The sequence below is a fragment of the Pseudoalteromonas sp. SWN29 genome (assembly GCF_015864465.1).
GTDB lineage: Bacteria > Pseudomonadota > Gammaproteobacteria > Enterobacterales > Alteromonadaceae > Pseudoalteromonas.
Map to the genome: position 1 here is coordinate 13,836 of NZ_JADYXE010000006.1, position 22,228 is coordinate 36,063.

Below are 22,228 nucleotides of genomic sequence, written 5' to 3' on the forward strand. Positions count from 1 at the left end.
GGATTGAGGAAGAAATAATGAGCCAAGTATTAGATGATTTGTTGTCGCTATTATCACTTGAAGAAATTGAGAAAGGTTTGTACCGAGGGCAAAGCCAAGACTTAGGCTTTGGTGCTGTATTTGGCGGTCAGGTTATGGGGCAGGCACTTTCTGCCGCTAAAGAAACGCTACCCGAAGGGCGTATAGTTCACTCATTGCATTCTTACTTTTTACGCCCAGGCGATCCTGCTAAACCTATAGTTTATGATGTAGAAACTATTCGTGATGGGAAGAGCTTTAGTACTCGGCGAGTAAAAGCGATTCAGTACGGTAAACCGATTTTTTATATGACCGCATCATTTCAGGGTGAGGAAAATGGCTTATCGCATCAAGCAACAATGCCTGATGTACCCGCACCTGAAGATCTGCGTTCATCGCTTGAGTTTTATCAAGAAAATGCTGAGCATATTCCAGAGGTGATCCGTAATAAGTTTACGCGTGAAATGCCGATTGAAATGCGACCGGTTACTTTTCATAACCCGTTTAAACCAGAGGTTATTGAACCGGTAAAACATATTTGGTTTAAAGCTAATGGTGAGATGCCTGACGATCAACGCATTCATAATTATTTACTTGCTTATGCGTCTGACTTTGAGTTTTTACCAACTGCATTGCAGCCTCATGGTGTATCGTTTATGCAGCCAAATATGCAAGTAGCAACCATAGACCACGCAATGTGGTTTCATCGCCCGTTTAGAATGGATGATTGGATTTTGTATTCAATTGATAGTCCAAGTGCGAGCAATGGTTGTGGCTTGGTACGCGGGCAGTTTTTTGATCGCCAAGGCAACTTAGTTGCCTCAACAATGCAAGAAGGGGTTATGCGTCAGCGCTAACCACCTTCTATGGATTGAGTACTAGTTACACTGATCTTGTACTATATCGCTGATTGACTGCCAGACGCGTGCTGGCAGTAATGTTTTAAGGTGTGCATAGGTTTCACAAAGTTGTGTACTACCTACTAAGCCTTTATCACCTTCTGTTATTAATGATTCACCACGTAAGTTTTCAATAAAACTAACAAGTACTTTTTTGTCAAAAAACTCGGGTGTTTTAATACCATGCAGTGTGCCTAAACGTTGCGCTAACACTTGGCTTTCTCGCTCTAGCTCAGCTTTTTCAATGCCATCACTTGTTTGAATAAAACCAATCACAATAGCGTATCGTTGCAGAGTAAAGCTAAGTGCTCGCCCAAGCATTTCTAGCTTAGCTAAGCAGTCATTACCGTTTGTTATATGAATATTGTCACCATCAAACTCAATTAAGTTTTGATCTGCAAAGTTCGCTAAAATACGTGTTATGTAGTTTTCATCAAGAGGCTGCAAGTACCACTCTTTGGCAAATAACGGATAAAACGTTTTTACAAGTTGCTGGCATTGCTCAATGGTCGTGCTGTGTTGCTTAAATAAGTGCAACGCAATTAAGCTTGGTACTGCAAACAAGTGCAAAATATTGTTTCGGTAGTAATTAAACAATACTTTTTCTTTATCGCTAATCGTAATGATTTCGCCAAACTCATCACTTATTACCTCAAACTTATTAAGCTTTAATGCATGCGTTAGTAATTGCTCTGGCGTTTCGTCTGGGGCTGTTACTTTATCGCTGTAGCTAGCGTCGCGTTGTAAACGCAGGTAAAAATCAAGTTGTGCTAATAGCTTTGGTTTGCTCAATGCTTGTTTATCGTTAACCAGCAATATCATCGCTAGTAAGTTAACCGCATTAAGCGCTGCCGCATTATTAATTTTAACCATCACTTGGTCGGCAAGTTTAGTTACTTGTGGTGCTAACCATTGTGGCTTTTGTACATCAGTTGGGTGTATTGAGTCTCGCCAATCTGGTTGGTTATCGTTTAAATATTGGTTTATAGAGATTGGGTCACCAAAGTTTAAATTACCACGGCCGTAGTTTTTAAGGTTTTTGATTGCCTTAAAAATTCCAAAAATAGATTCGCCTTTTTTATCTTTACCATCTAGTTCTTTAAGATAAGTATTAATTTCCATTACATGCTCATAGCCAATATACACAGGAACAATAGATATAGGTCTGTCTATTCCGCGCAGCATGGCTTGTAAGGTCATTGAGAGCATGCCGGTTTTAGGCGGTAGCAAACGCCCAGTACGGCTTCGTCCACCTTCCGTATAAAATTTAACAGAGTAGCCTTTAATAAATAGCTGGCTTAAATACTCTTTAAATATGGCTGAGTAAAGCTTATTGCCGGCAAACGAGCGACGAATAAAAAATGCGCCTGAGCGTCTAAATATACCGCCAGCAGGGAAAAAGTTAAGATTTACACCCGCAGCAATATGCGGTGGCACTAAACCTAAATGATAAATAGAGTAGGTAAGCAGTAAGTAGTCCATGTGGCTACGATGACAAGGCATATAAATAATTTCATGGCCTTTATCGGTTAGCTCATGAATTTGTTCAGCATGTTTAATGTCTATACCGTTATAAAGCTTATTCCACAACCAGGTTAAAAACCTTTCAGCTACACGTATCATCGCCTCAGAGTAATTAGCCGCTATTTCATCAAGTAGCTTAAGTGCATTTTGGCGCGCTTCGGTTTGACTGATATTTTTAGCTTTAGCTTCATCTTGAATTGCTTTTTTTATTGTAGGTGATGCTAATAATGAATTAAATAATTGCTCGCGAGAGGGCATTTTAGGGCCCGTAGCTGCAAGTTTTTGACGCTTAAAATGTACACGTGCAACACGTAACAACTTATGTGGTAATTCACTTACGTCTGCTTTCTCATTCACTAACAGCGATAAGTCGAGAGGCTGACTAAAGCGAATAAAGTTATCGCGACCTGAAAACAACACGACAAAAATCTTTCTAAACCAGCTAGGAGTTAGGGAATGCGTAATTAAAGTGCGTAATCCTGGCTTTTCTTTGCCTGGGTCGCGTCCCCATAAAATAGTTACCGGAACAACTTGTACATTTTGCTGTCCGCTTTGTATGAGGTACTCAATAATTTGCTTACCTTGAGCTAAAGCATTGGTTGGCTTAGCTTCATCACCAAACAGTGGCGGCGGGTTTTTAATGCCAATAAAGCGGTCTAAATTTTGGTTGCCTAATACTTGCTCTTCGGTTGGACTAGGTAGGCCATTTTTTTTACAAGCATGTGCAAGGGCGGCTAAATCAAATCGCGAATTTAGGCGCACTATATAAAATGTAGGATACTCAGGGTTTAGATCATACTGTTTAATAGGATTTTCTGGCAGCACTTTGCTTTTCACAAATAAGCGGCTAAATCCAGCAGACATAACATTTAAACAATAATTAAAAATACGCATCGACTCACCATATTGAGAGTATTATACCAATCCGCAATAATACTTAATCATTTTGCGGGGCTAAACGTGTCGCTACCTGCGTTAAAAAATTCTCATTTAGAACAACTAAATAGCGAATTTTTTGCCTAGCTATCAACACGTTTTTCCAGCCTCAAAATAGCTCACTTTATTAAGCGAATTGATATTAAAGGCAAAATTAGCGCAGTAGGATACCATAATATCTAAAAATCACTTAGTTTGCGTAATTAAGGTGTTAACTTGTTTATTGACTAGCAAGTAGGGCTATTAGTTCAAGTATAGCGAGTAAGCATTTATGGACGCTTATTTAATCAAATTTACAGCCATTGTATTGTTTCTAAATAGTTGTTGCATTTATCACCAATACCTCTATAATACGCAGGCTTTCAAAATTCCTCTGGGAATTAGAAAGGATAAATTAAGCTTGGATTTCAAGCTAATAAACAGGAGTTCCGATTTGGAACTCAACGTAGATATAATCAAACAGCCGGCATCTTAAGTTTTAAGATTGTTTCGGTCGTTTTTTTATGCTCTTTTATATGCTCTTTATATTGAGGTTAAGAATGTCAAATCAACGCATTCGTATTCGCCTAAAAGCTTTTGACCACCGTTTGATTGACCAATCAACGGCAGAAATCGTGGAAACTGCGAAACGCACTGGCGCACAAGTACGTGGACCAATTCCACTACCTACACGCTTTGAACGTTTTACTGTACTAACTTCACCGCACGTTAATAAAGATGCGCGTGATCAGTACGAGATCCGCACCCATAAACGTCTGATTGACATCGTAGAACCAACTGACAAGACTGTAGACGCGCTTATGCGTTTAGATCTTGCTGCTGGTGTTGATGTTCAAATCAGCCTGGGTTAATCGAAAGATTAGAGAGGTTTTAGGAAAATGGCATTAGGTCTAGTCGGTCGTAAAGTGGGTATGACACGAATCTTCACTGAAGATGGTGTATCTATCCCTGTGACAGTTATTGAAGCGACACCTAACCGCATTGCTCAGATCAAATCTGACGCAACAGACGGTTATAACGCGCTTCAAGTAACCGCAGGCACTAAAAAAGCAAGTCGTGTAAACAAAGCTAAAGCGGGTCATTTCGCTAAAGCTGGTGTTGAAGCGGGTCGCGGTCTGTGGGAATTCCGCCTTAACGGTGGTGAAGGCGATTTTGAAGTAGGCGCTGAGCTTACTGTTGAATTATTCAACGAAATCAACAAGGTTGACGTAACCGGTACTTCTAAAGGTAAAGGTTTCCAAGGTGGTGTTAAGCGCTGGAATTTCAGCATGCAAGACGCTACACATGGTAACTCTCTATCTCACCGTGCTCCTGGTTCAATCGGTCAAAACCAATCACCTGGTAAGGTGTTTAAAGGTAAGAAAATGGCCGGTCATATGGGTGCTGAGCGTGTAACGACTCAAAACTTAGAACTAGTTCGCGTTGACGCTGAGCGTAATTTGCTTTTAGTTAAGGGTGCAGTACCTGGAGCTATTGGCGGTGACGTTATCGTTAAACCAGCTGTTAAAGCATAAGTCCTGGAGATTTAGTGATGGAATTAGCAATTAAAGACGCTTCTGGCGGTCTTGAAGTTTCTGAAGCTACTTTTGGACGTGAGTTTAACGAAGCATTAGTACATCAAGTAGTTGTTGCATACGCAGCAGGCGCTCGTCAAGGTACTCGTGCTCAGAAGACACGTTCTGAAGTAAGCGGTGGTGGTAAAAAACCATGGGCTCAAAAAGGTACTGGCCGTGCACGTGCCGGTACAATCCGTAGCCCAATTTGGCGTTCAGGTGGCGTTAGCTTTGCAGCTAAACCACAAGACCACAGCCAAAAAGTAAACCGTAAAATGTACCGTGGTGCGATTAAAAGCATCTTATCTGAATTAGTTCGTCAAGAGCGTTTAATCGTTGTTGAAAGTTTTGCTCTAGCAGCACCAAAAACTAAAGAACTAGTTGCTAAGCTTAAAGAACTTGAGCTTAAAGATGTTCTTATCGTGACTGAAGAAGTAGATGAAAATCTTTTCTTATCGGCACGTAACCTTTATAAGGTTGACACGCGTGATGTAGCTGGTATCGATCCTGTAAGCTTAATTGCTTTCGATAAGGTACTTATTACAGCCGCTGCTGTTAAGCAACTTGAGGAGGCGCTAGCATGATTCGCGAAGAACGTCTTTTAAAAGTGATCCTTGCTCCACATATCTCTGAAAAAAGCACAATTGCTGCTGAAGAAAACAATACTATTGTTTTCAAAGTAGTAAATGACGCAACTAAAGCTGAAATTAAAGTAGCAGTTGAGAAGCTTTTTGAAGTAGAAGTAACTGGTGTTCGCACACTTAACGTTAAGGGTAAAACAAAACGTACTGGCGCACGTTTCGGTCGTCGTAGCGACTGGAAGAAAGCTTACGTTACTCTTAAAGAAGGCAGCGAGCTAGACTTTGTCGGCGGCGCCGAGTAATAAGGGGATAGAATTATGGCACTTCAAAAGTGTAAGCCTACTTCTGCGGGCCGTCGTCACCTAGTTAAAGTGGTTAACTCTGATCTACATAAGGGTAAGCCATACGCACCACTTTTAGAGAAAAACTCTAAATCAGGTGGTCGTAATAACAATGGTCGTATTACGGTTCGTCATATCGGTGGTGGTCATAAACAACACTACCGTTTAATCGATTTTAAACGTACTAAAGATGGCATTCCAGCTACTGTTGAACGTTTAGAATACGATCCAAATCGTAGCGCAAACATCGCTCTTGTATTATATGCAGACGGTGAGCGTCGTTACATTATCGCACCTAAAGGCTTAAAAGCTGGCGATGCAATCCAGTCTGGTGTTGATGCACCAATCAAACCTGGTAATGCATTACCAATGCGTAATATGCCTGTAGGTTCGACTGTTCACAACGTAGAATTAAAACCAGGTAAAGGTGCTCAAATAGCACGTTCTGCTGGTGCATACGTTCAAATCCTTGCTCGTGATGGTCAATATGTAACATTACGTCTTCGTTCAGGCGAAGTTCGTAAAGTTGAATCTGATTGTCGTGCGACTCTAGGTGAAGTAGGCAATGCTGAGCATATGCTTCGTTCACTTGGTAAAGCAGGTGCAAATCGCTGGCGTGGTATTCGTCCGACAGTTCGTGGTGTTGCCATGAACCCGGTAGATCACCCACACGGTGGTGGTGAAGGTCGTACATCTGGTGGTCGTCATCCTGTGTCTCCATGGGGTAAACCGACTAAAGGTGCGAAGACGCGTAAGAACAAGCGTACGGATAAATTTATAGTACGTCGTCGTACTAAGTAATATTGAGGAATAGCCATGCCACGCTCTCTCAAGAAGGGTCCTTTTATAGACCTACACTTGCTGAAGAAGGTAGAGAAAGCTTTGGAAAGCGGTGAGAAAAAGCCAATTAAAACTTGGAGCCGTCGTTCAATGATCATACCTAACATGATCGGATTGACCATTGCTGTCCATAATGGTCGCCAGCACGTACCAGTTTTCGTTTCTGACGAAATGATCGGTCACAAACTAGGTGAATTTGCACCAACTCGCACTTACCGTGGCCATGCTGCGGATAAGAAAGCGAAGAAACGATAAGAGGGGAAGATAAATGCAAGCATTAGCTAAACATAAATTCGCCTCTGGTTCGGCGCAAAAAGCACGTCTAGTTGCAGATCAGATCCGCGGGTTACCTGTAGATCGCGCACTAGAAATCCTGGCGTACAGCCCTAAGAAAGCCGCTGTATTAGTTAAGAAAGTACTTGAGTCTGCTATTGCTAACGCAGAGCATAACGAAGGTGCTGACATTGATGAGCTTCGTATAACAACGATCTTTGTGGACGATGGTCCTACAATGAAACGTATTATGCCTCGTGCTAAAGGACGCGCAGACCGCATCCTTAAGCGTACAAGCCATATCACTGTTATGGTTTCAGATAGCTAGGAGTATAAGTAATGGGACAAAAAGTTCATCCTACTGGTATTCGCCTAGGTATATCTAAACCTTGGGTTTCTACCTGGTACGCGAGTTCAAAAGATTTCTCTGCACAGCTTTTTGGCGATCACAAAGTTCGTACATTCCTTACAAAGGAATTGAAAACGGCTTCTGTGTCTAAAATCGTTATTGAGCGTCCAGCAAAATCAATCCGAGTAACAATCCACACGGCTCGTCCGGGTGTTGTTATCGGTAAAAAAGGCGAAGACGTAGAAAAATTACGTCAAGCGGTAACTAAAATCGCTGGTGTACCTGCTCAGATTAATATCTCTGAAGTACGTAAACCAGAACTAGATGCACAACTAGTAGCAGACGGCATTGCCTCTCAACTAGAACGTCGTGTTATGTTCCGTCGCGCTATGAAGCGTTCGGTACAAAATGCAATGCGCATCGGTTCTAAAGGGATTAAAGTTGAAGTTAGCGGTCGTCTTGGCGGCGCTGAAATCGCACGTTCAGAATGGTATCGTGAAGGTCGTGTACCTCTACATACTCTTCGTGCTGATATCGATTACGCAACTTCTGAAGCCTTAACCACTTATGGTATCATTGGTGTTAAAGTTTGGATCTTCAAAGGCGAAGTTATTGGTGGTTTACCACTAGTACAAGAGCAAGAGAAGCCAGCTAAACGCGCACCAAAGAAAGCCAAGAAAAGTGCTAAGTAGAGGTAGCGACTAATGTTACAGCCAAAACGTACAAAATTCCGTAAAATGCACAAAGGCCGCAACCGCGGTTTAGCGCAAAACGGTAACAAAGTAAGCTTCGGTACTTTCGGATTGAAAGCAACTGGCCGTGGCCGTATGACTGCTCGTCAAATCGAAGCAGCTCGTCGTGCTATGACGCGTCACGTGAAACGTCAAGGTAAAATCTGGATTCGTGTCTTCCCTGACAAACCGATTACAGAAAAACCTCTTGAAGTTCGTATGGGTAAAGGTAAAGGTTCTGTTGAATATTGGGTTGCTGAAATTCAGCCTGGTAAAGTACTTTACGAAATGGAAGGTGTTTCAGAAGAGCTTGCTCGTGAAGCATTCGACCTTGCTGCTCGTAAATTGCCATTCAAAACAACTTTCGTAACTCGGACGGTAATGTGATGAAAGCTAGCGAACTAAAAGACAAAAGCGTAGAAGAGCTTAATGCTGAACTTCTAGGACTACTTCGTGAGCAATTTAATATGCGCATGCAAGCTAGCACTGGTCAGTTAGCTCAGACACACACGCTAAGAACAGTACGCCGCGATATCGCGCGTGTAAAAACAGTTATTAACCAGAAGGCAGGTCAATAATGAGCGATAAAATTCGTACTCTTCAAGGCCGTGTAATCAGCGACAAGATGGAAAAATCTTTCACTATCGCTATCGCACGTTACGTGAAGCACCCAATCTATGGGAAATTCATTAAACGTACGACTAAGTTACACGTACATGACGAAAATAACACAGCAAAAGCGGGTGACGTAGTTACTATCCGTGAATGTGCACCAATTTCTAAGAATAAATCTTGGACTTTAGTAGACGTTATTTCTAGTCCAAAACAAGCATAATTTTTTAATTAAGTTAGTTTTGTAAAAAAGCCCCAGCATTAGCTGGGGCTTTTTGTATTTAAAGCTACTGTAAATTGTGTACAAAGTTGAGCGTACTTACTTGAATTTAGCCCTTTCACCTGAAAATATGAAAGGTATTTAGGGAGTGGTTGGAGTTTAGTGTGCCAGCTATGTTTTGTTAGTAGGGCTGGCTGCTGGAGCAGAAAAATAAGATAATAAGGCTTCATATTTCAGTTACTTTAACGCATGCATTTAGTTATCTAATTAGTGGTGTTACTTTCCTTTTACTGTCTTCTAGCCAAAAAAATTCACTTACCTTATTAGATTGTAATGATACAGTTTCAAAGTATCGAAAAATAGATATCCAAATACTGCTTTGATTATAAGTTTATCCGGTTTTTTAATGCCTGAAACCTCAATTTATCGCCTTAAATTAATATTCTGGTATGATTAGCAAATATGCGCTTTTGAATGATTTTTTGAGGTAGTAATGACGCGTAGTTTTGAATTTCATTTAACTGATGAAGTAGCCACGGTCTCAATGGGTAACCGTGTTGCTGATATTATTGAACAAGGTGCGGTGATTTATTTGCATGGTGATTTGGGTGCGGGTAAAACAACGTTTACTCGAGGAGTAGTGCAAGGTTTTGGCCATACAGGTAAGGTTAAAAGTCCAACATATACACTTGTAGAACCTTATGAACTCGAACGCGCAAATGTTTATCACTTTGATTTGTACCGCTTAGGTGATCCTGAAGAACTTGAATACATGGGAATACGTGATTATTTTTCACCAGATGCAATTTGTGTTGTTGAATGGCCAGAAAAGGGTGGCGAATTTATTCCTGTGCCTGATTTAGATATTACTCTAAGCTATATGGGTAACGAGCGTAAAATTGTTATTAATAGTGCTAGTGAGCGCGGTGTAGCAATTGTCGAAAAACTAAATAACAAATAATAATATAGTTAAGGCAGTAATTATCAAATGAGCCGAGGTGTAGTTAAACTCTTTATTTACCTTATGGTTATTACCATAAGCTTGCCGCTGTGGGCTAAAAATACAATCAATAGTGCACGTGTTTGGCCATCCCCAGATAGTACGCGTGTAGTGTTTGATTTGAATGATAAGCCCGACTTTAGCTATTTTATGCTTAAAAATCCTAGCCGCTTGGTGATTGACTTAGAAAATACCAGCGAGTTAAAAATACTACCTGGTGTGCCACCAAAACATCAAATAGTAAGTAAATTACGTTACTCGAAACCTAAAAATAAACAAAGCGTACGCTTAGTGTTTGAGTTAAGTACGCCAGTAAAGCCCGTTGTATTTGCTTTAGCACCTACAGGTCCTTATAAAAATAGACTCGTTGTTGATTTATACAATAAAAGCCAAGCTGCTGTAGTTACCTCTCCTACTCAAACTGCAGCCAAAAACCGCCAACTAAGCCAAGAACGCGATATTGTTATTGCAATTGATGCGGGTCATGGCGGTGAAGATCCCGGTTCAATTGGGCCCTCTGGTACGTACGAAAAAACGGTAACACTGCAAATTGCAAAACGTTTAGAGCGTATGATTGATGGTGAGCGCGGAATGATTTCGCGTATGGTACGAAGCGGTGACTATTTTGTAAAACTAAATACCCGTACTAATCGAGCTCGTGAGAAAAAGGCTGACTTTTTTGTTTCTATCCACGCGGATGCATTTACAAGCCCTGGGCCAAATGGTGCTTCTGTTTGGGTTTTGTCATTAAGGCGTGCTAATTCAGAAATAGGTAAATGGATAGAAGATAAGGAAAAGCACTCTGAGCTTTTAGGTGGTGCTGCCGACGTAATGAAAGATGCCGCTAACGAAAAATATTTGGCGCAAGCACTGCTTGATATGTCGATGGACCACTCTATGAAAACCGGCTTAAATGTAGCCGACGAAGTGGTTAAAGAGCTACGTAAAGTGGCAAAGCTGCATAAAAAAGATCCGCAACATGCGAGTCTAGCTGTACTTAAATCACCAGATATTCCGTCTATTTTAGTAGAAACAGGGTTTATATCTAACCCGCGTGAGGAAAAGCTACTTAAAAGCGCTAATCATCAAGAGCGTTTGGCTAAAGCTATATTTACTTCAATTAAAAATTATTATTTAAAAAATCCACCCGATGATTCTTTATTTGCCAAATTAAAATCGCAATACCCAACAAAACATAAAGTCCGCCCGGGTGAGTCTTTAAGTATGTTGGCGAGTCGCTATGGCATTACGGTCACTAAATTAAAACAAGTTAATAAGCTTAGCTCTAATACTTTATTTATTGGGCAAGAGCTCGATATACCGCAAAGCTAAATCATCACTAAAATATATCTGTTAGGAAATTAATGAATATTGAAATATTACCCGCGCGTTTAGCTAACCAAATTGCCGCAGGCGAAGTGGTAGAGCGTCCTGCGTCGGTAGTAAAAGAGTTGGTCGAAAACAGTTTAGATGCTGGTGCTACACGTATTCAAATAGATATAGAGCGTGGTGGTCATAAGCTTATTCGTATTCGCGACAACGGCTCAGGGATAAGTAAAGATGAGCTAACGCTTGCACTTTCTCGCCATGCTACCAGTAAATTAAAGTCGCTTGATGATCTCGAAAATATTTGTTCACTTGGTTTTAGAGGCGAAGCGCTTGCGTCAATTAGCTCTGTATCGCGTTTAACGCTGAGCTCAAAACCAAAAGATCAAGAAGCTGCTTGGCAAGCATTTGCAGAAGGTCGCGATATGGCCGTGCAAGTAAAGCCAGTAGCGCACCCTGATGGCACAACCATTGAAGTAAAAGATTTATTTTTTAACACCCCCGCACGGCGTAAATTCTTGCGTACCGAAAAAACTGAATTTAGCCATATTGATGAGTTGATAAAGCGTATTGCGCTTAGTCGCTTTGATGTCTCTATTACACTAACTCACAACGAAAAAGTAGTAAGGCAGTATCGTGCTAAAATAGATCCCTCGCAGGCTATTACACGCGTAGCACAAGTTGCAGGTAAGGCTTTTGCTGAGCAAGGTTTGCATATTCAATCAGGAGAGGGTGGCTTACAGCTGCATGGTTGGGTGCTACCTGTAGGTTCAGCTAATACGACTCAGTATACTTATGTTAATAATCGTATGATGCGCGATAAGCTTATTTTGCATGCTATACGCCAGGCATTTGAAGAAGTAAGCGGAACACAAGAATTACCCGGTTTTGTCATTTATATTGATATAGACCCACGACAGGTTGACGTAAATGTTCACCCTGCTAAGCATGAAGTGCGCTTTCATCAAGGGCGCTTAATTCATGATTTTATATTGCAAGCCATTAAGCAGGTAGTAGTACCACTGCAAGGCGAATTTAGTAACGAACCTGTGAACACAGAAACTGAGTCCGTGCCAGCGTTCATGGGAACAACGCATAGCACTGCTAATAATATTCAGAGCGAAGCCGTGTTTGATTATCCTAAATCGCAATTACAGCCCTCTTATTCTGGAAGTGCTGGTAGCTCATCATCAGGCACTAGAACGGGTGGAGGTAATGGGGGATATCGGGCTACACCAAATACAAGTCACCATGATGTAAATGCTTTCTATCAAGGTGTCAGTGAGCAACACGCTGCGCATTTTGACAATGTAACAAATTTACCAGCAACACAAAACGAGGTAGAGCCTGCTAGGAATGTTTTACAGGCTGTTTCTATTATTAGTGTTAGTGAAGGTATGTGTGTATTTAGTGAAGAGCAGCAATTGTATTGCTCACATTTTAAATATGCATTAGTTGATGACTGGCATAATCAAATTAAAGAGTTTGGCAGTTTAGAAGGGAAAGCTCTTTTGTTACCTGTACGAGTAAATCTAGAAAAAGAAGATTGCTTGCTTATAGAAGCCCAACAATCGTGGTTTACCTTACTTGGTTTTGAACTGGTAATAGAAAAACAGTTTGTAATGATTAAAAAATTACCAACGTGTTTATATTTACTTGATGTAAGTGTAGCGGTAGGTGAGCTACTTAATGCATGTAAAGCACAGCTTGCAAATATAGAAAATTGGTTAGAGTGGCAAATGAACTGTGTCCCGACCCGGTTTTATTTAAGTAATGTGTTTTTAGCGCAACAAACGCGCTTACAAAATAATCCGCAAACTATTGAACGCTTGCGCGCAAAAGCAGTTAAAATAGAGCTAAATCACTATTTAACGCAATTAGATTAAGGTATCAGTGTTGAGTAATTTACCAGTCATATTTTTAATGGGTCCAACTGCTGCGGGTAAAACAGCATTGGCAATCTTACTGTGCGAGCATTTAAATACAGAAATAATCAGCGTTGATTCAGCGTTAGTGTATAAAGATATGAACATTGGTACTGCAAAACCCGATGCCGAAGAACTAGCTAAAGCTCCACATCATCTGATTGACTTACTTGACCCGAGTGAAACATATTCAGTGGCTGATTTTAGGCGCGATGCAGTACAAAAAATTGACGAATTTCATAGACAAGGTAAAGTACCCGTACTGGTTGGAGGTACAATGTTGTACTTCAAATCTTTAATTGAAGGTTTATCACCATTACCTGAAGCAGATACAGCGATAAGAGCAGAACTAGAAGCGCAAGCTGAAGAATTTGGCTGGCCTCATTTATATAAAGAATTAGCTAAAGTTGACCCAAAAGCAGCCGAAAAAATAAGTGAAAATGATTCACAAAGAATTAATCGAGCTTTAGAGGTTTACAAGTTAACTGGTAAGACCATGACTGAGTTGCAAAAGCAAAAACAGCCGGCTTTACCTTATACTTTTCATCAATTTGCGATTGCACCGCAAGAACGCAGCGAATTACACCGCCGAATTGAAGAAAGGTTTAAAATAATGATTGATCAGGGGTTTGAAAATGAAGTTTCGACCCTATATCTACGTAAGGATTTACACCCCAATATGCCTTCTATTCGTTGTGTTGGTTATAGACAAATGTGGGATTACCTTGCGGGTGAAACAAACCATGATGAAATGGTTTTTCGTGGCATCGCAGCAACCCGTCAATTGGCAAAACGTCAGTTAACGTGGCTTCGTAGTTGGCCTGATGTTACTTGGTTAACAACGGGTGACGAAGAAAACTTGCATCGTGTAGTAAGTTCGCTAAGCTAGTAGTAGTTGAATATTATTTAGTTTAATTAAATAAGTTCAGCCACTTAATTATAATAACACCTAGAACGAAGGAATAATAACATGGCAAAAGGCCAATCGTTACAAGACCCATTTTTGAATGCACTACGTCGTGAGCGCATTCCAGTATCAATCTTTTTGGTAAATGGCATAAAATTACAAGGCAAAATTCAGTCATTTGACCAATTTGTTATTTTACTAGAGAACACAGTAAATCAAATGGTTTATAAGCATGCAATTTCAACAGTTGTCCCTGCTCGCGCAGTTAACTTCCAAGCAGTTCAAGGGAGTGAAGACACTGAAGAGGCAGAAGCTGGAAACTTTTAATTAGGAGCATAATGTTTGTTTGACCGCTATGAATCCGGCGAACATGCAATTTTAGTTCATATCGACTTGCCTAAGGAAGGAGATCGTGAAGATCTTCATGAATTAGAAATGTTGGTATCTTCTGCTGGTGTTAGTAGTTTGGCGGTTGTGCAAGGCAGCCGTCAAGCACCACATCCGAAACTATTCGTCGGTACCGGTAAAGCAGAAGAAATAGCTGAGATTGTTAAAATCCACAATGCAGATGTCGTAATTTTTAATCATCAACTCAGACCATCACAAGAGCGTAATTTAGAGCGTGTTTGTCAGTGTCGTGTGCTTGATAGAACGACACTAATTCTTGATATTTTTGCCCAACGTGCACGCACCCATGAGGGTAAGCTGCAAGTTGAACTGGCACAACTTCGCCATATGTCGACTCGATTAATTCGAGGCTGGACCCATCTGGAACGCCAAAAAGGCGGGATTGGTTTACGTGGACCTGGTGAAACCCAACTTGAAACGGACAGACGATTACTTCGTGCTCGTATTCAAAATATCCGTGCGCGTTTAGCTAAAGTAGCGGTGCAGCGCGAACAAGGTAGGCGAGCTCGTACACGTAACGAAATACCTACGGTATCGTTAGTTGGCTATACCAATGCGGGTAAATCTACATTATTTAATCGAATTACAAACTCAGATGTATACGCAGCCGATCAGTTGTTTGCAACGCTTGACCCTACTTTACGTAAGCTTGAGTTAGGTGATGTTGGTCCTGTTATTTTGGCTGATACAGTGGGCTTTATTCGTCATTTACCGCATGACTTAGTTGCTGCTTTTAAAGCTACACTAACAGAAACCCGTGAAGCTGATTTACAGTTGCATGTAATTGATGCAGCAGACTCTCGTCTTCAAGAAAATATTGAACAAGTACAATCGGTGCTTAAAGAAATTGAAGCCGATGAAGTACCACAGTTATTAATTTATAATAAAATTGATGCGCTGGATAATGTAAGTCCACGTATTGATCGAGATGACGAAGGCCAACCTATAAGAGTATGGCTTAGCGCTCAGACTGGTGAAGGGTGTGAACTACTTAGCGAGGCTATTAGTGAGCTACTTGCTAAGAAGATGTTTAACGAAACATTATTTCTTACGCCATTGTATGGCCGCCTAAGAGCTGCATTGTTTAGTTTAAATGCAGTACATGAAGAGCGATTTGATGAGCAAGGTAATTGGCTGTTAGATGTTAGAATGCCAATGGTTGAGTGGAATCGTTTAATTAAAGAATTTGGTCCTGAAATTGCTGGTTTTATCAACCGTAATTAAAAATTGACGTTTTAATGTCGGTTTTTGTATGAGAAACGCGGTAGATTTGTTAGATTTAACACAATTTCCTAATTTATTTAGATAACAATGGAGTATAGCTATGGCCTGGAATGAACCGGGTAATAATGGCAATGACAAAGATCCGTGGAATAATAAAGGCGGACGTGATCAAGGCCCACCTGATTTAGACGAGGTGTTCCGCAAGTTTAGTAACAAGTTCGGCGGCTTATTTGGCGGGAAAAAATCCGGCAATGGTAGCGGCGGTGGACTTGGCGGAGCCGGTATTTCATTCATACTTATTATCGCCGTTATTGTATGGGCGTTAAGTGGTATTTATACGGTTAAAGAAGCCGAGCGTGGTGTGGTTCTTCAATTTGGTAAATATGACCGAATTGCTGATCCTGGTCTGCGTTGGAAAATGACGTTTATTGAAACGGTAATCCCAGTAGATATTGAAGCAGTTCGTTCATTATCGGCTTCTGGTTTTATGCTTACTGAAGACGAAAACGTAGTGAGCGTTGAGTTTCAGGTGCAATACCGTGTTATTGACCCATATCTTTATCAATTTAGCGTAACTAACGCTGATAGTAGCTTAGAAGAAGCACTAGATAGTGCACTACGTTACGTTGTGGGCCATGCAAAAATGGACCAAGTATTAACTAATGGCCGTGAGGTTGTTCGTCAAAATACATGGGATGAGCTTAATAAGATCATCGAACCATATAACTTAGGCTTAATTGTGACTGACGTGAACTTTAAAGATTCTCGTCCGCCAACTGAAGTTAAAGATGCATTTGATGATGCGATTGCTGCACAAGAAGATGAAGAACGTTTTATCCGTGAAGCAGAAGCATATGCTCGTGAAATTGAACCGCGTGCTCGTGGTCAAGTAACACGTATGACTCAAGAAGCTGAAGGTTACCAAGAACGTATTACATTAGAAGCACAAGGTGAAGTAGCTCGTTTTGAAAAGCTATTACCTGAATATCAAGCAGCTAAAGAAGTTACTCGTGAGCGCTTATACATTGATGCAATGGAAGAAGTGTTAGGTAGCAGCTCTAAAGTACTGGTTGATGTGAAAGGCGGTAATAACATGATTTATTTACCACTTGATAAGATCATGGATAAGCAAGGGACAGCAACACGCGTTGCACTTCCAAGCTCAAGTGATATTCAAGATTTACGTAATAAGGTAAATACGTCACGCAATAGCTCTGTTAACAGTGGTAATGACCGCTTTAACAACGACCGCTTTAATGATGGGAGATAATCATAATGAAAAACTTTAGTTTAGTAATACTATTAGCTGCCATTGTTATGTCTTTCTCGTCGGTATTTGTTGTACCTGAAGGACAAAAAGCAATTGTAATGTTATTCAGTAAAGTACAAAAAGATAGCGACGATAAAGCGATTGTATATGGTCCAGGCCTGCAATTTAAGGTGCCATTTTTTAGCCAAGTGCGTCGCATTGATGCACGTATTCAAACGCTAGATGGTGCACCAGACCGCTTTGTTACTAGTGAGAAAAAAGACTTAATAGTTGATTCGTTTGTAAAATGGCGCGTTAACGACTTTAGTGCTTTTTACTTACGTGCCCGTGGTGATAAGCAATATGCTGAAACGCTACTTAAGCAAAAAGTAAACAATGGTCTTCGTACAAACTTTGGTACACGTACAATTCGCGAAATTGTATCAGGTGAGCGTAGCGAGTTAATGGAAGAAGCGTTAGTACAAGCTTCTGAAAGCGCGCGTGAGCTAGGAATTGAAGTGTTAGACGTACGTGTTAAGCAAATTAACCTACCACAAGAAGTAAGTAGCTCTATTTACCAACGTATGCGCGCTGAGCGTACTGCTGTTGCAAAAGAGCATCGTTCTGAAGGTCAGGAAAAAGCCGAGACTATTCGTGCGGGTGTTGACCGTCGTGTAACAGTAATGCTTGCCGATGCAGAGCGTAATGCGCGTTCTGTACGTGGTCAAGGTGATGCTGATGCCGCAGGTATTTATGCCAATGCGTATAACAAGGACCCTGAGTTCTTTAGTTTTGTACGTTCGCTTGAAGCTTACAAAAAGACTTTTAAAAATAAGCAAGACGTTATGGTACTTTCACCAGATAGCGACTTCTTCCAATATATGAAAGGTGCTAAAGCTCAATAAGCTTCACCTTAATTATTTAAAAGTTAAAAAGCCTCGCATTTGCGGGGCTTTTTGTTAAATGTAATCTAGTGCTTTAAATCACTGTTATTTATGTGGTTATTAGCTGATATTTAGGTAGAACAGTTGCGAGCAGAAAAAATAAGCTGAACAGGGGTGATCTTTACTTTAGTTTTCTGGTAAAATCTCGTCCTAATTTTCTCTAAGTGAATTTACGATGGGCAAAAACGTTGTTGTATTAGGCACCCAATGGGGTGACGAAGGAAAGGGTAAGGTAGTTGATCTCCTTACAGACAAAGCATCTTTAGTAGTTCGTTATCAAGGTGGCCACAATGCGGGTCATACTTTAGTTATCGAAGGTGAAAAGACGGTTCTACACCTTATTCCATCGGGTGTATTACGTGACAATGTTAAATGTGTGATTGGTAATGGTGTAGTTTTATCTCCAGAAGCGCTAATGAGAGAAATTGGCATGCTTGAAGAACGCGGCGTACCTGTACGTGAGCGTCTTTTAATAAGTGAAGCATGTCCGCTAATCTTGCCTTTCCATGTTGCATTAGATGTAGCCCGCGAAACTGCTCGTGGCGATAAGCCAATTGGTACAACTGGCCGTGGTATTGGTCCAGCGTACGAAGATAAAGTGGCGCGCCGTGGTTTACGCGTAGGTGATTTATTTAATCCTGAAGTTTTTGCAGCTAAATTAAAAGAAGTTCTTGAATACCATAACTTCACTTTAGTTAACTACTACAAAGTAGATGCTGTAGATTTCCAAAAAACGTTTGATGATGCAATGGCTGTTGCAGATATCTTAAAAGCAATGGTTGTAGATGTAACTGAGCTTTTAGATCAAACGCGTTTAGCAGGCGAAAACATTTTATTTGAAGGTGCACAAGGTACATTACTTGATATCGATCACGGTACTTACCCTTATGTAACATCTTCAAATACTACAGCTGGTGGCGTTGCGACTGGTGCTGGTTTTGGTCCACTAAACCTTGATTACGTTTTAGGTATTATTAAAGCGTACACTACACGTGTTGGTTCAGGTCCTTTCCCTACAGAGCTTTACGATGGTCTTGAAAAACAAGATCCGGTTGGTAAGCACCTAGGTGATAAAGGTCATGAATTTGGCGCAACAACAGGTCGACTTCGTCGTACTGGTTGGTTAGATGCAGTGGCTATGCGCCGTGCAGTTCAAATCAACAGTATTTCAGGTTTTTGTTTAACTAAGCTTGATGTTTTAGATGGCTTAGAAACACTTAAAATCTGTACTGGTTACAAGCTTGAAGATGGTACTGTTACTAACATAACGCCATTAGCAGCTGAAGGTTACGATAAAGTAACACCAGTATACGAAGAAATGCCAGGTTGGTCAGAAAACACTGTTGGTGTAACGAGTCTTGACGGTTTACCAAAAGCTGCGATTGACTACATCAAGCGTATTGAAGAAATTACGGGTGTTCCAATTGATATTATTTCTACAGGTCCTGACCGCGTAGAAACGATGGTACTTCGCAACCCGTTTGCGTAATTACTATTAGATAAAAAAAGCTGCCTAGTGCAGCTTTTTTTGTGTCTAAAATTCACCTTGGAACGATCTTTGTATATCTTTTAATAAGTTTATTTTTATAAGTGGTGAGCATGCGTTTATTTTCTCGTAATTGCGTATTAAGGCTTTCGTTAATTTCGTTGTCTTTATTTATATCAACCAATAGCTTAGCTACAGAAAGCCCAGCTGCAGTGCCGCTGTACACTGAATCTGAGCTAATTGCGTTAATAAATAAAAATACACATTTAGCGCGTGTAAAGGCAGATGATTGCCAGTTAGTGCAAGATATAGAAGCACGAGCCAATAAAATGGCATTGCCGTCTTATCAATTTTTATACGGCGATATGCTGGCTTATAACGTGTGCGTGGATCGTAATGTCGAGTTAGGTGTGTATTACATGCGAAAAGCGGCTGAGCAAGGCTTAGCGGCAGCGCTAGAGCAGTTAGGACGTTACTACGACACCGGGCGTTTAGTTCAACAAGATAAAGCGATGGCAATTACATATTTGCGTGAAGCCTCGTCGCAAGGAAATTTAAAGGCACAACTGCGTTTAGTGAAACTATTTAATGACGGTTTTGGAAGCCCACGTGATTTTGAAGATGCCTACCGTTGGCTATTTAACTCTATGGTGGCAGATAAAGCGACTCATAAAAAAATTGAGCGAGCGCTGACAAAGTTAGCGCAAAAAATGCCTGATAGTGTGGTTGCTCGCGCCCGGCTTCCAATTTAATGCCTCTTAAAAAACAAAACCCTAACTTTATAAGCTAGGGTTTTTGTGTTTTTACAGGTAGTAAAAGTATTTAAGTTTCTTCTTTAGCCTTTGTTTGCGGGTCTTTTAAAACCGACATTTTAGGTGGCTGTAATGCAACAATACGCTCACCTTCTTGCGGCGGCTTTTCCATGTTGATTGTAAAAGGCCTTAACTTAACTGGCGTATCATCGTCGCTGTCTTTATCACCCTTAAGAATAAACAAAGGGATAGCCTCAGGATTCATTTCTAGATATTGCTCCCAGGTGAATTCATCAGAGATACGTGTTGAACTGACCTTACCGCCTTTGGCAATAATGCTGCTTAAACGTGCATACGATCCTTCGTCTCCAAACAGTATTTGTCTTGATAAAAACGTTGCGCTGTCTTTATTTGCTTTTGCATGGGACGTTGATGAACGAAGTGAAAATACATTTTTTTCATTAAGTAAATGCGAAAAGTATTGAACGCCTAGCGCATTATGGTGACGATTTGGCGATAGGGCTAATACACTACGAATAGTGGTTAACGGTAAATAGCGTTCAGCATGTTCTGATTGCGGATTACCATAATAACAAGCTAAGCCATCCATGCGCGCCATTCTACAGTTTTCCCATGCTGGGTCTGAAAGGTGAACCGGAATATTTTGCTCTTGTAAGCCACGCCCAATTGCACGTGATACATGGTTTGCACCAATAATTAATATAGTGTTTGGAGATGGCTGGCGTACACCTAATAGCTTTGCAACAGGAATGGCTGTTAAGCTTTGTAGTACAACTGTAATGATGATCACTGTAAATATTAGTGGCACCATTTTTTCAGCATCGGCAACACCTGCTTCCATCATGCTTAATGCAAATACCGACCCAACAGCTGCAGCAACAATTCCTCGAGGCGCTATCCAGGCGAGTACCAAACGAGACTTCATTGGTAGGTCTGTGCCAAAGGTCGAAATTGCTATACACAGTGGGCGTGCAATAAAAAGTACTATGGCTAAAAATATAAATACATCGCTATCGAGCATCATTAAATCAGAGAGCTGTAAGCGTGCTGCAAGTAAAATAAACAGCGTTGATATTAATATCATCGACAAGTCTTCTTTGAACTCAAGTACAGAATCTATTTCTAAATCGTCTTGGTTCGCAAGCCAAATACCAAATACAGTCACTGCTAATAGACCTGATTCATGGCTTAAGTAGTTTGATACAGAAAAACTAATAAGTACTAAAGCTAAAATACCAAACTTATGTAACTCAAATGGTAACCACTCTCGGCGCATTAGTAGCGTTGTGATCCAGCCAGCTGCAACACCAATACTTAAACCAACGCCAAGTGTTTTAACTAAAGCAATTATGGTGTGGCTAAATACTTCGCCTTGGCCTACAAGCATTACAGCTTCAAATACTAATACGGCAAATAATGCGCCAATAGGGTCTATTACAATACCTTCCCAGCGAAGAATGCGGTCTATGTCTTGTGTTGGGCGCATTGAGTTTAATAACGGTGCTATAACGGTGGGGCCTGTTACAACAAGCACTGCACCTAAAACCGCAGCAACACGCCAATTTAGCTCAAGTAACCAGTAGGCGCTTAAGCTAATAATAATACAGGTAGTAAGCATACCGATGGAGCAAAGGTTTCTTACAACTTTCCCAATTCCTTTCAGTTCTCTGAAATGCAGAGTGAGTGAACCTTCAAATAAAATGACTGCAACGCTCAGTGATACTACTGGAAATAGTAAATCACCTAAAAGTGCATCAGGATCTAGTACACCACTAAATGGTCCAAGTAGAAGACCAGTAAGCAATAAAAAAAGAATAGCGGGTACTCTAAAAGCCCACGCTACCCATTGGGCAAGCACAGAGCAAAGTGCGATACCGGCTATGTAAATTGCTGACATAGATTAAGAATTCCTTATTGATGACGGTTTGTTTAGAAAGTATAACTTTTGTTAATTATTAATACAGGGGTATACACGGGAAATTCAAATATTACTAATCAATTTTAGCTGCTTATAAAAGATTAGTAGGCTTAAATTATTTAGCGAGAACTTAGTCATCTTATTTTAAAGTGTATTAATTGTTTAATTTATTGAATTTTAATAACAATATA

Annotated in this window: 24 protein-coding genes; 22 read left to right on the forward strand and 2 right to left on the reverse strand. The window is 40.6% G+C overall.

The features are described 5' to 3' along the window. Positions 1-17 precede the first annotated feature (17 nt). Entirely contained in the window at positions 18-875 is an 858-nt protein-coding gene (gene tesB, locus I6F53_RS03350) for an acyl-CoA thioesterase II (RefSeq protein WP_197181500.1), read from the forward strand. Between the two features lie 21 nt (positions 876-896). Here tesB and plsB read toward each other — a convergent pair whose 3' ends face one another. Beyond that, a complete protein-coding gene (gene plsB, locus I6F53_RS03355; protein WP_197119723.1) occupies positions 897-3,335 on the reverse strand; it encodes a glycerol-3-phosphate 1-O-acyltransferase PlsB in 2,439 nt (812 codons plus the stop codon). Positions 3,336-3,916: 581 nt separating this feature from the next. Here plsB and rpsJ point away from each other — a divergent pair. The 21 genes from rpsJ to I6F53_RS03460 all read left to right on the forward strand — a co-directional run bounded on the left by rpsJ (position 3,917) and on the right by I6F53_RS03460 (position 20,098). Then, a complete protein-coding gene (gene rpsJ, locus I6F53_RS03360) occupies positions 3,917-4,228 on the forward strand; it encodes a 30S ribosomal protein S10 (RefSeq protein WP_002957900.1) in 312 nt (103 codons plus the stop codon). A 27-nt stretch (positions 4,229-4,255) separates the two neighbouring features. Continuing rightward, complete coding sequence (gene rplC / locus I6F53_RS03365; RefSeq protein WP_002957898.1) at positions 4,256-4,891, forward strand: 50S ribosomal protein L3; 636 nt, start codon at positions 4,256-4,258, stop codon at positions 4,889-4,891. Between the two features lie 17 nt (positions 4,892-4,908). Beyond that, positions 4,909-5,514 (forward strand): 50S ribosomal protein L4, encoded by a 606-nt coding sequence (gene rplD, locus I6F53_RS03370; RefSeq protein WP_002957897.1) that lies wholly within the window; start codon positions 4,909-4,911, stop codon positions 5,512-5,514. Continuing rightward, positions 5,511-5,813 carry a 50S ribosomal protein L23 gene (gene rplW, locus I6F53_RS03375; protein WP_002957896.1) on the forward strand — a complete coding sequence of 101 codons (303 nt, stop codon included), beginning with the start codon at positions 5,511-5,513 and terminating at the stop codon, positions 5,811-5,813. Before rplD ends, rplW begins: the two co-directional genes overlap by 4 nt. Before the next feature lie 15 nt (positions 5,814-5,828). Then, positions 5,829-6,653, forward strand: a complete 825-nt coding sequence (gene rplB, locus I6F53_RS03380; RefSeq protein ID WP_002957895.1) for a 50S ribosomal protein L2 — start codon at positions 5,829-5,831, stop codon at positions 6,651-6,653. A gap of 15 nt (positions 6,654-6,668) precedes the next feature. Continuing rightward, positions 6,669-6,947, forward strand: a complete 279-nt coding sequence (gene rpsS / locus I6F53_RS03385; RefSeq protein WP_004588689.1) for a 30S ribosomal protein S19 — start codon at positions 6,669-6,671, stop codon at positions 6,945-6,947. Between the two features lie 13 nt (positions 6,948-6,960). Continuing rightward, complete coding sequence (gene rplV / locus I6F53_RS03390) at positions 6,961-7,293, forward strand: 50S ribosomal protein L22 (RefSeq protein WP_002957892.1); 333 nt, start codon at positions 6,961-6,963, stop codon at positions 7,291-7,293. An 11-nt stretch (positions 7,294-7,304) separates the two neighbouring features. After that, the gene (rpsC, locus tag I6F53_RS03395) at positions 7,305-8,006 is read left to right on the forward strand and encodes a 30S ribosomal protein S3 (protein ID WP_002957891.1); all 702 of its coding nucleotides are present in this window, start codon (positions 7,305-7,307) and stop codon (positions 8,004-8,006) included. Positions 8,007-8,018: 12 nt separating this feature from the next. Further along, entirely contained in the window at positions 8,019-8,432 is a 414-nt protein-coding gene (gene rplP, locus I6F53_RS03400) for a 50S ribosomal protein L16 (RefSeq protein ID WP_002957890.1), read from the forward strand. Next, on the forward strand, positions 8,432-8,623 hold the full coding sequence (gene rpmC / locus I6F53_RS03405; protein ID WP_002957889.1) for a 50S ribosomal protein L29: 192 nt from the start codon (positions 8,432-8,434) through the stop codon (positions 8,621-8,623). The genes rplP and rpmC overlap by 1 nt, the downstream gene beginning before the upstream one ends. Next, positions 8,623-8,880, forward strand: a complete 258-nt coding sequence (gene rpsQ / locus I6F53_RS03410) for a 30S ribosomal protein S17 (protein WP_002957888.1) — start codon at positions 8,623-8,625, stop codon at positions 8,878-8,880. The genes rpmC and rpsQ overlap by 1 nt, the downstream gene beginning before the upstream one ends. A 490-nt stretch (positions 8,881-9,370) precedes the next feature. Beyond that, on the forward strand, positions 9,371-9,838 hold the full coding sequence (tsaE, locus tag I6F53_RS03415) for a tRNA (adenosine(37)-N6)-threonylcarbamoyltransferase complex ATPase subunit type 1 TsaE (protein WP_197238485.1): 468 nt from the start codon (positions 9,371-9,373) through the stop codon (positions 9,836-9,838). Between the two features lie 27 nt (positions 9,839-9,865). Next, positions 9,866-11,209: an N-acetylmuramoyl-L-alanine amidase gene (locus I6F53_RS03420; RefSeq protein ID WP_197238486.1), complete on the forward strand. Its 1,344-nt coding sequence runs from the start codon at positions 9,866-9,868 to the stop codon at positions 11,207-11,209. A gap of 32 nt (positions 11,210-11,241) precedes the next feature. Beyond that, the gene (gene mutL / locus I6F53_RS03425) at positions 11,242-13,089 is read left to right on the forward strand and encodes a DNA mismatch repair endonuclease MutL (protein ID WP_197238488.1); all 1,848 of its coding nucleotides are present in this window, start codon (positions 11,242-11,244) and stop codon (positions 13,087-13,089) included. Between the two features lie 10 nt (positions 13,090-13,099). Continuing rightward, positions 13,100-14,017: a tRNA (adenosine(37)-N6)-dimethylallyltransferase MiaA gene (gene miaA, locus I6F53_RS03430; RefSeq protein ID WP_197238489.1), complete on the forward strand. Its 918-nt coding sequence runs from the start codon at positions 13,100-13,102 to the stop codon at positions 14,015-14,017. An 81-nt stretch (positions 14,018-14,098) separates the two neighbouring features. Continuing rightward, positions 14,099-14,362, forward strand: a complete 264-nt coding sequence (gene hfq, locus I6F53_RS03435) for an RNA chaperone Hfq (protein WP_024597268.1) — start codon at positions 14,099-14,101, stop codon at positions 14,360-14,362. Positions 14,363-14,377: 15 nt separating this feature from the next. Continuing rightward, the gene (gene hflX / locus I6F53_RS03440) at positions 14,378-15,667 is read left to right on the forward strand and encodes a ribosome rescue GTPase HflX (protein ID WP_197238491.1); all 1,290 of its coding nucleotides are present in this window, start codon (positions 14,378-14,380) and stop codon (positions 15,665-15,667) included. Positions 15,668-15,767: 100 nt separating this feature from the next. Beyond that, complete coding sequence (gene hflK, locus I6F53_RS03445; RefSeq protein ID WP_166420414.1) at positions 15,768-16,937, forward strand: FtsH protease activity modulator HflK; 1,170 nt, start codon at positions 15,768-15,770, stop codon at positions 16,935-16,937. A gap of 5 nt (positions 16,938-16,942) precedes the next feature. Beyond that, positions 16,943-17,821 (forward strand): protease modulator HflC, encoded by an 879-nt coding sequence (gene hflC / locus I6F53_RS03450; RefSeq protein ID WP_197181492.1) that lies wholly within the window; start codon positions 16,943-16,945, stop codon positions 17,819-17,821. Positions 17,822-18,035: 214 nt separating this feature from the next. Beyond that, complete coding sequence (locus tag I6F53_RS03455) at positions 18,036-19,349, forward strand: adenylosuccinate synthase (protein WP_024600222.1); 1,314 nt, start codon at positions 18,036-18,038, stop codon at positions 19,347-19,349. 110 nt (positions 19,350-19,459) lie between these two features. Further along, positions 19,460-20,098 (forward strand): tetratricopeptide repeat protein, encoded by a 639-nt coding sequence (locus tag I6F53_RS03460; RefSeq protein WP_197238492.1) that lies wholly within the window; start codon positions 19,460-19,462, stop codon positions 20,096-20,098. 70 nt (positions 20,099-20,168) lie between these two features. Here I6F53_RS03460 and I6F53_RS03465 read toward each other — a convergent pair whose 3' ends face one another. Beyond that, entirely contained in the window at positions 20,169-22,016 is a 1,848-nt protein-coding gene (locus I6F53_RS03465) for a cation:proton antiporter (RefSeq protein WP_197238493.1), read from the reverse strand. Positions 22,017-22,228 lie beyond the last annotated feature (212 nt).

Excerpts from the sequence above, each read along its gene's own strand:
- tesB (WP_197181500.1), top strand. The coding sequence starts at position 18 with ATGAGCCAAGTATTAGATGATTTGTTGTCGCTATTATCACTTGAAGAA.
- mutL (WP_197238488.1), top strand. The coding sequence starts at position 11,242 with ATGAATATTGAAATATTACCCGCGCGTTTAGCTAACCAAATTGCCGCA.
- rplC (WP_002957898.1), top strand. The coding sequence starts at position 4,256 with ATGGCATTAGGTCTAGTCGGTCGTAAAGTGGGTATGACACGAATCTTC.
- I6F53_RS03460 (WP_197238492.1), top strand. The coding sequence starts at position 19,460 with ATGCGTTTATTTTCTCGTAATTGCGTATTAAGGCTTTCGTTAATTTCG.
- I6F53_RS03455 (WP_024600222.1), top strand. The coding sequence starts at position 18,036 with ATGGGCAAAAACGTTGTTGTATTAGGCACCCAATGGGGTGACGAAGGA.
- rpsJ (WP_002957900.1), top strand. The coding sequence starts at position 3,917 with ATGTCAAATCAACGCATTCGTATTCGCCTAAAAGCTTTTGACCACCGT.
- rpsQ (WP_002957888.1), top strand. The coding sequence starts at position 8,623 with ATGAGCGATAAAATTCGTACTCTTCAAGGCCGTGTAATCAGCGACAAG.
- rplD (WP_002957897.1), top strand. The coding sequence starts at position 4,909 with ATGGAATTAGCAATTAAAGACGCTTCTGGCGGTCTTGAAGTTTCTGAA.
- hflK (WP_166420414.1), top strand. The coding sequence starts at position 15,768 with ATGGCCTGGAATGAACCGGGTAATAATGGCAATGACAAAGATCCGTGG.
- tsaE (WP_197238485.1), top strand. The coding sequence starts at position 9,371 with ATGACGCGTAGTTTTGAATTTCATTTAACTGATGAAGTAGCCACGGTC.
- hfq (WP_024597268.1), top strand. The coding sequence starts at position 14,099 with ATGGCAAAAGGCCAATCGTTACAAGACCCATTTTTGAATGCACTACGT.
- hflC (WP_197181492.1), top strand. The coding sequence starts at position 16,943 with ATGAAAAACTTTAGTTTAGTAATACTATTAGCTGCCATTGTTATGTCT.
- I6F53_RS03420 (WP_197238486.1), top strand. The coding sequence starts at position 9,866 with ATGAGCCGAGGTGTAGTTAAACTCTTTATTTACCTTATGGTTATTACC.
- rplB (WP_002957895.1), top strand. The coding sequence starts at position 5,829 with ATGGCACTTCAAAAGTGTAAGCCTACTTCTGCGGGCCGTCGTCACCTA.
- rplP (WP_002957890.1), top strand. The coding sequence starts at position 8,019 with ATGTTACAGCCAAAACGTACAAAATTCCGTAAAATGCACAAAGGCCGC.
- rpsS (WP_004588689.1), top strand. The coding sequence starts at position 6,669 with ATGCCACGCTCTCTCAAGAAGGGTCCTTTTATAGACCTACACTTGCTG.
- rpmC (WP_002957889.1), top strand. The coding sequence starts at position 8,432 with ATGAAAGCTAGCGAACTAAAAGACAAAAGCGTAGAAGAGCTTAATGCT.
- plsB (WP_197119723.1), bottom strand. The coding sequence starts at position 3,335 with ATGCGTATTTTTAATTATTGTTTAAATGTTATGTCTGCTGGATTTAGC.
- rplW (WP_002957896.1), top strand. The coding sequence starts at position 5,511 with ATGATTCGCGAAGAACGTCTTTTAAAAGTGATCCTTGCTCCACATATC.
- I6F53_RS03465 (WP_197238493.1), bottom strand. The coding sequence starts at position 22,016 with ATGTCAGCAATTTACATAGCCGGTATCGCACTTTGCTCTGTGCTTGCC.
- rplV (WP_002957892.1), top strand. The coding sequence starts at position 6,961 with ATGCAAGCATTAGCTAAACATAAATTCGCCTCTGGTTCGGCGCAAAAA.
- rpsC (WP_002957891.1), top strand. The coding sequence starts at position 7,305 with ATGGGACAAAAAGTTCATCCTACTGGTATTCGCCTAGGTATATCTAAA.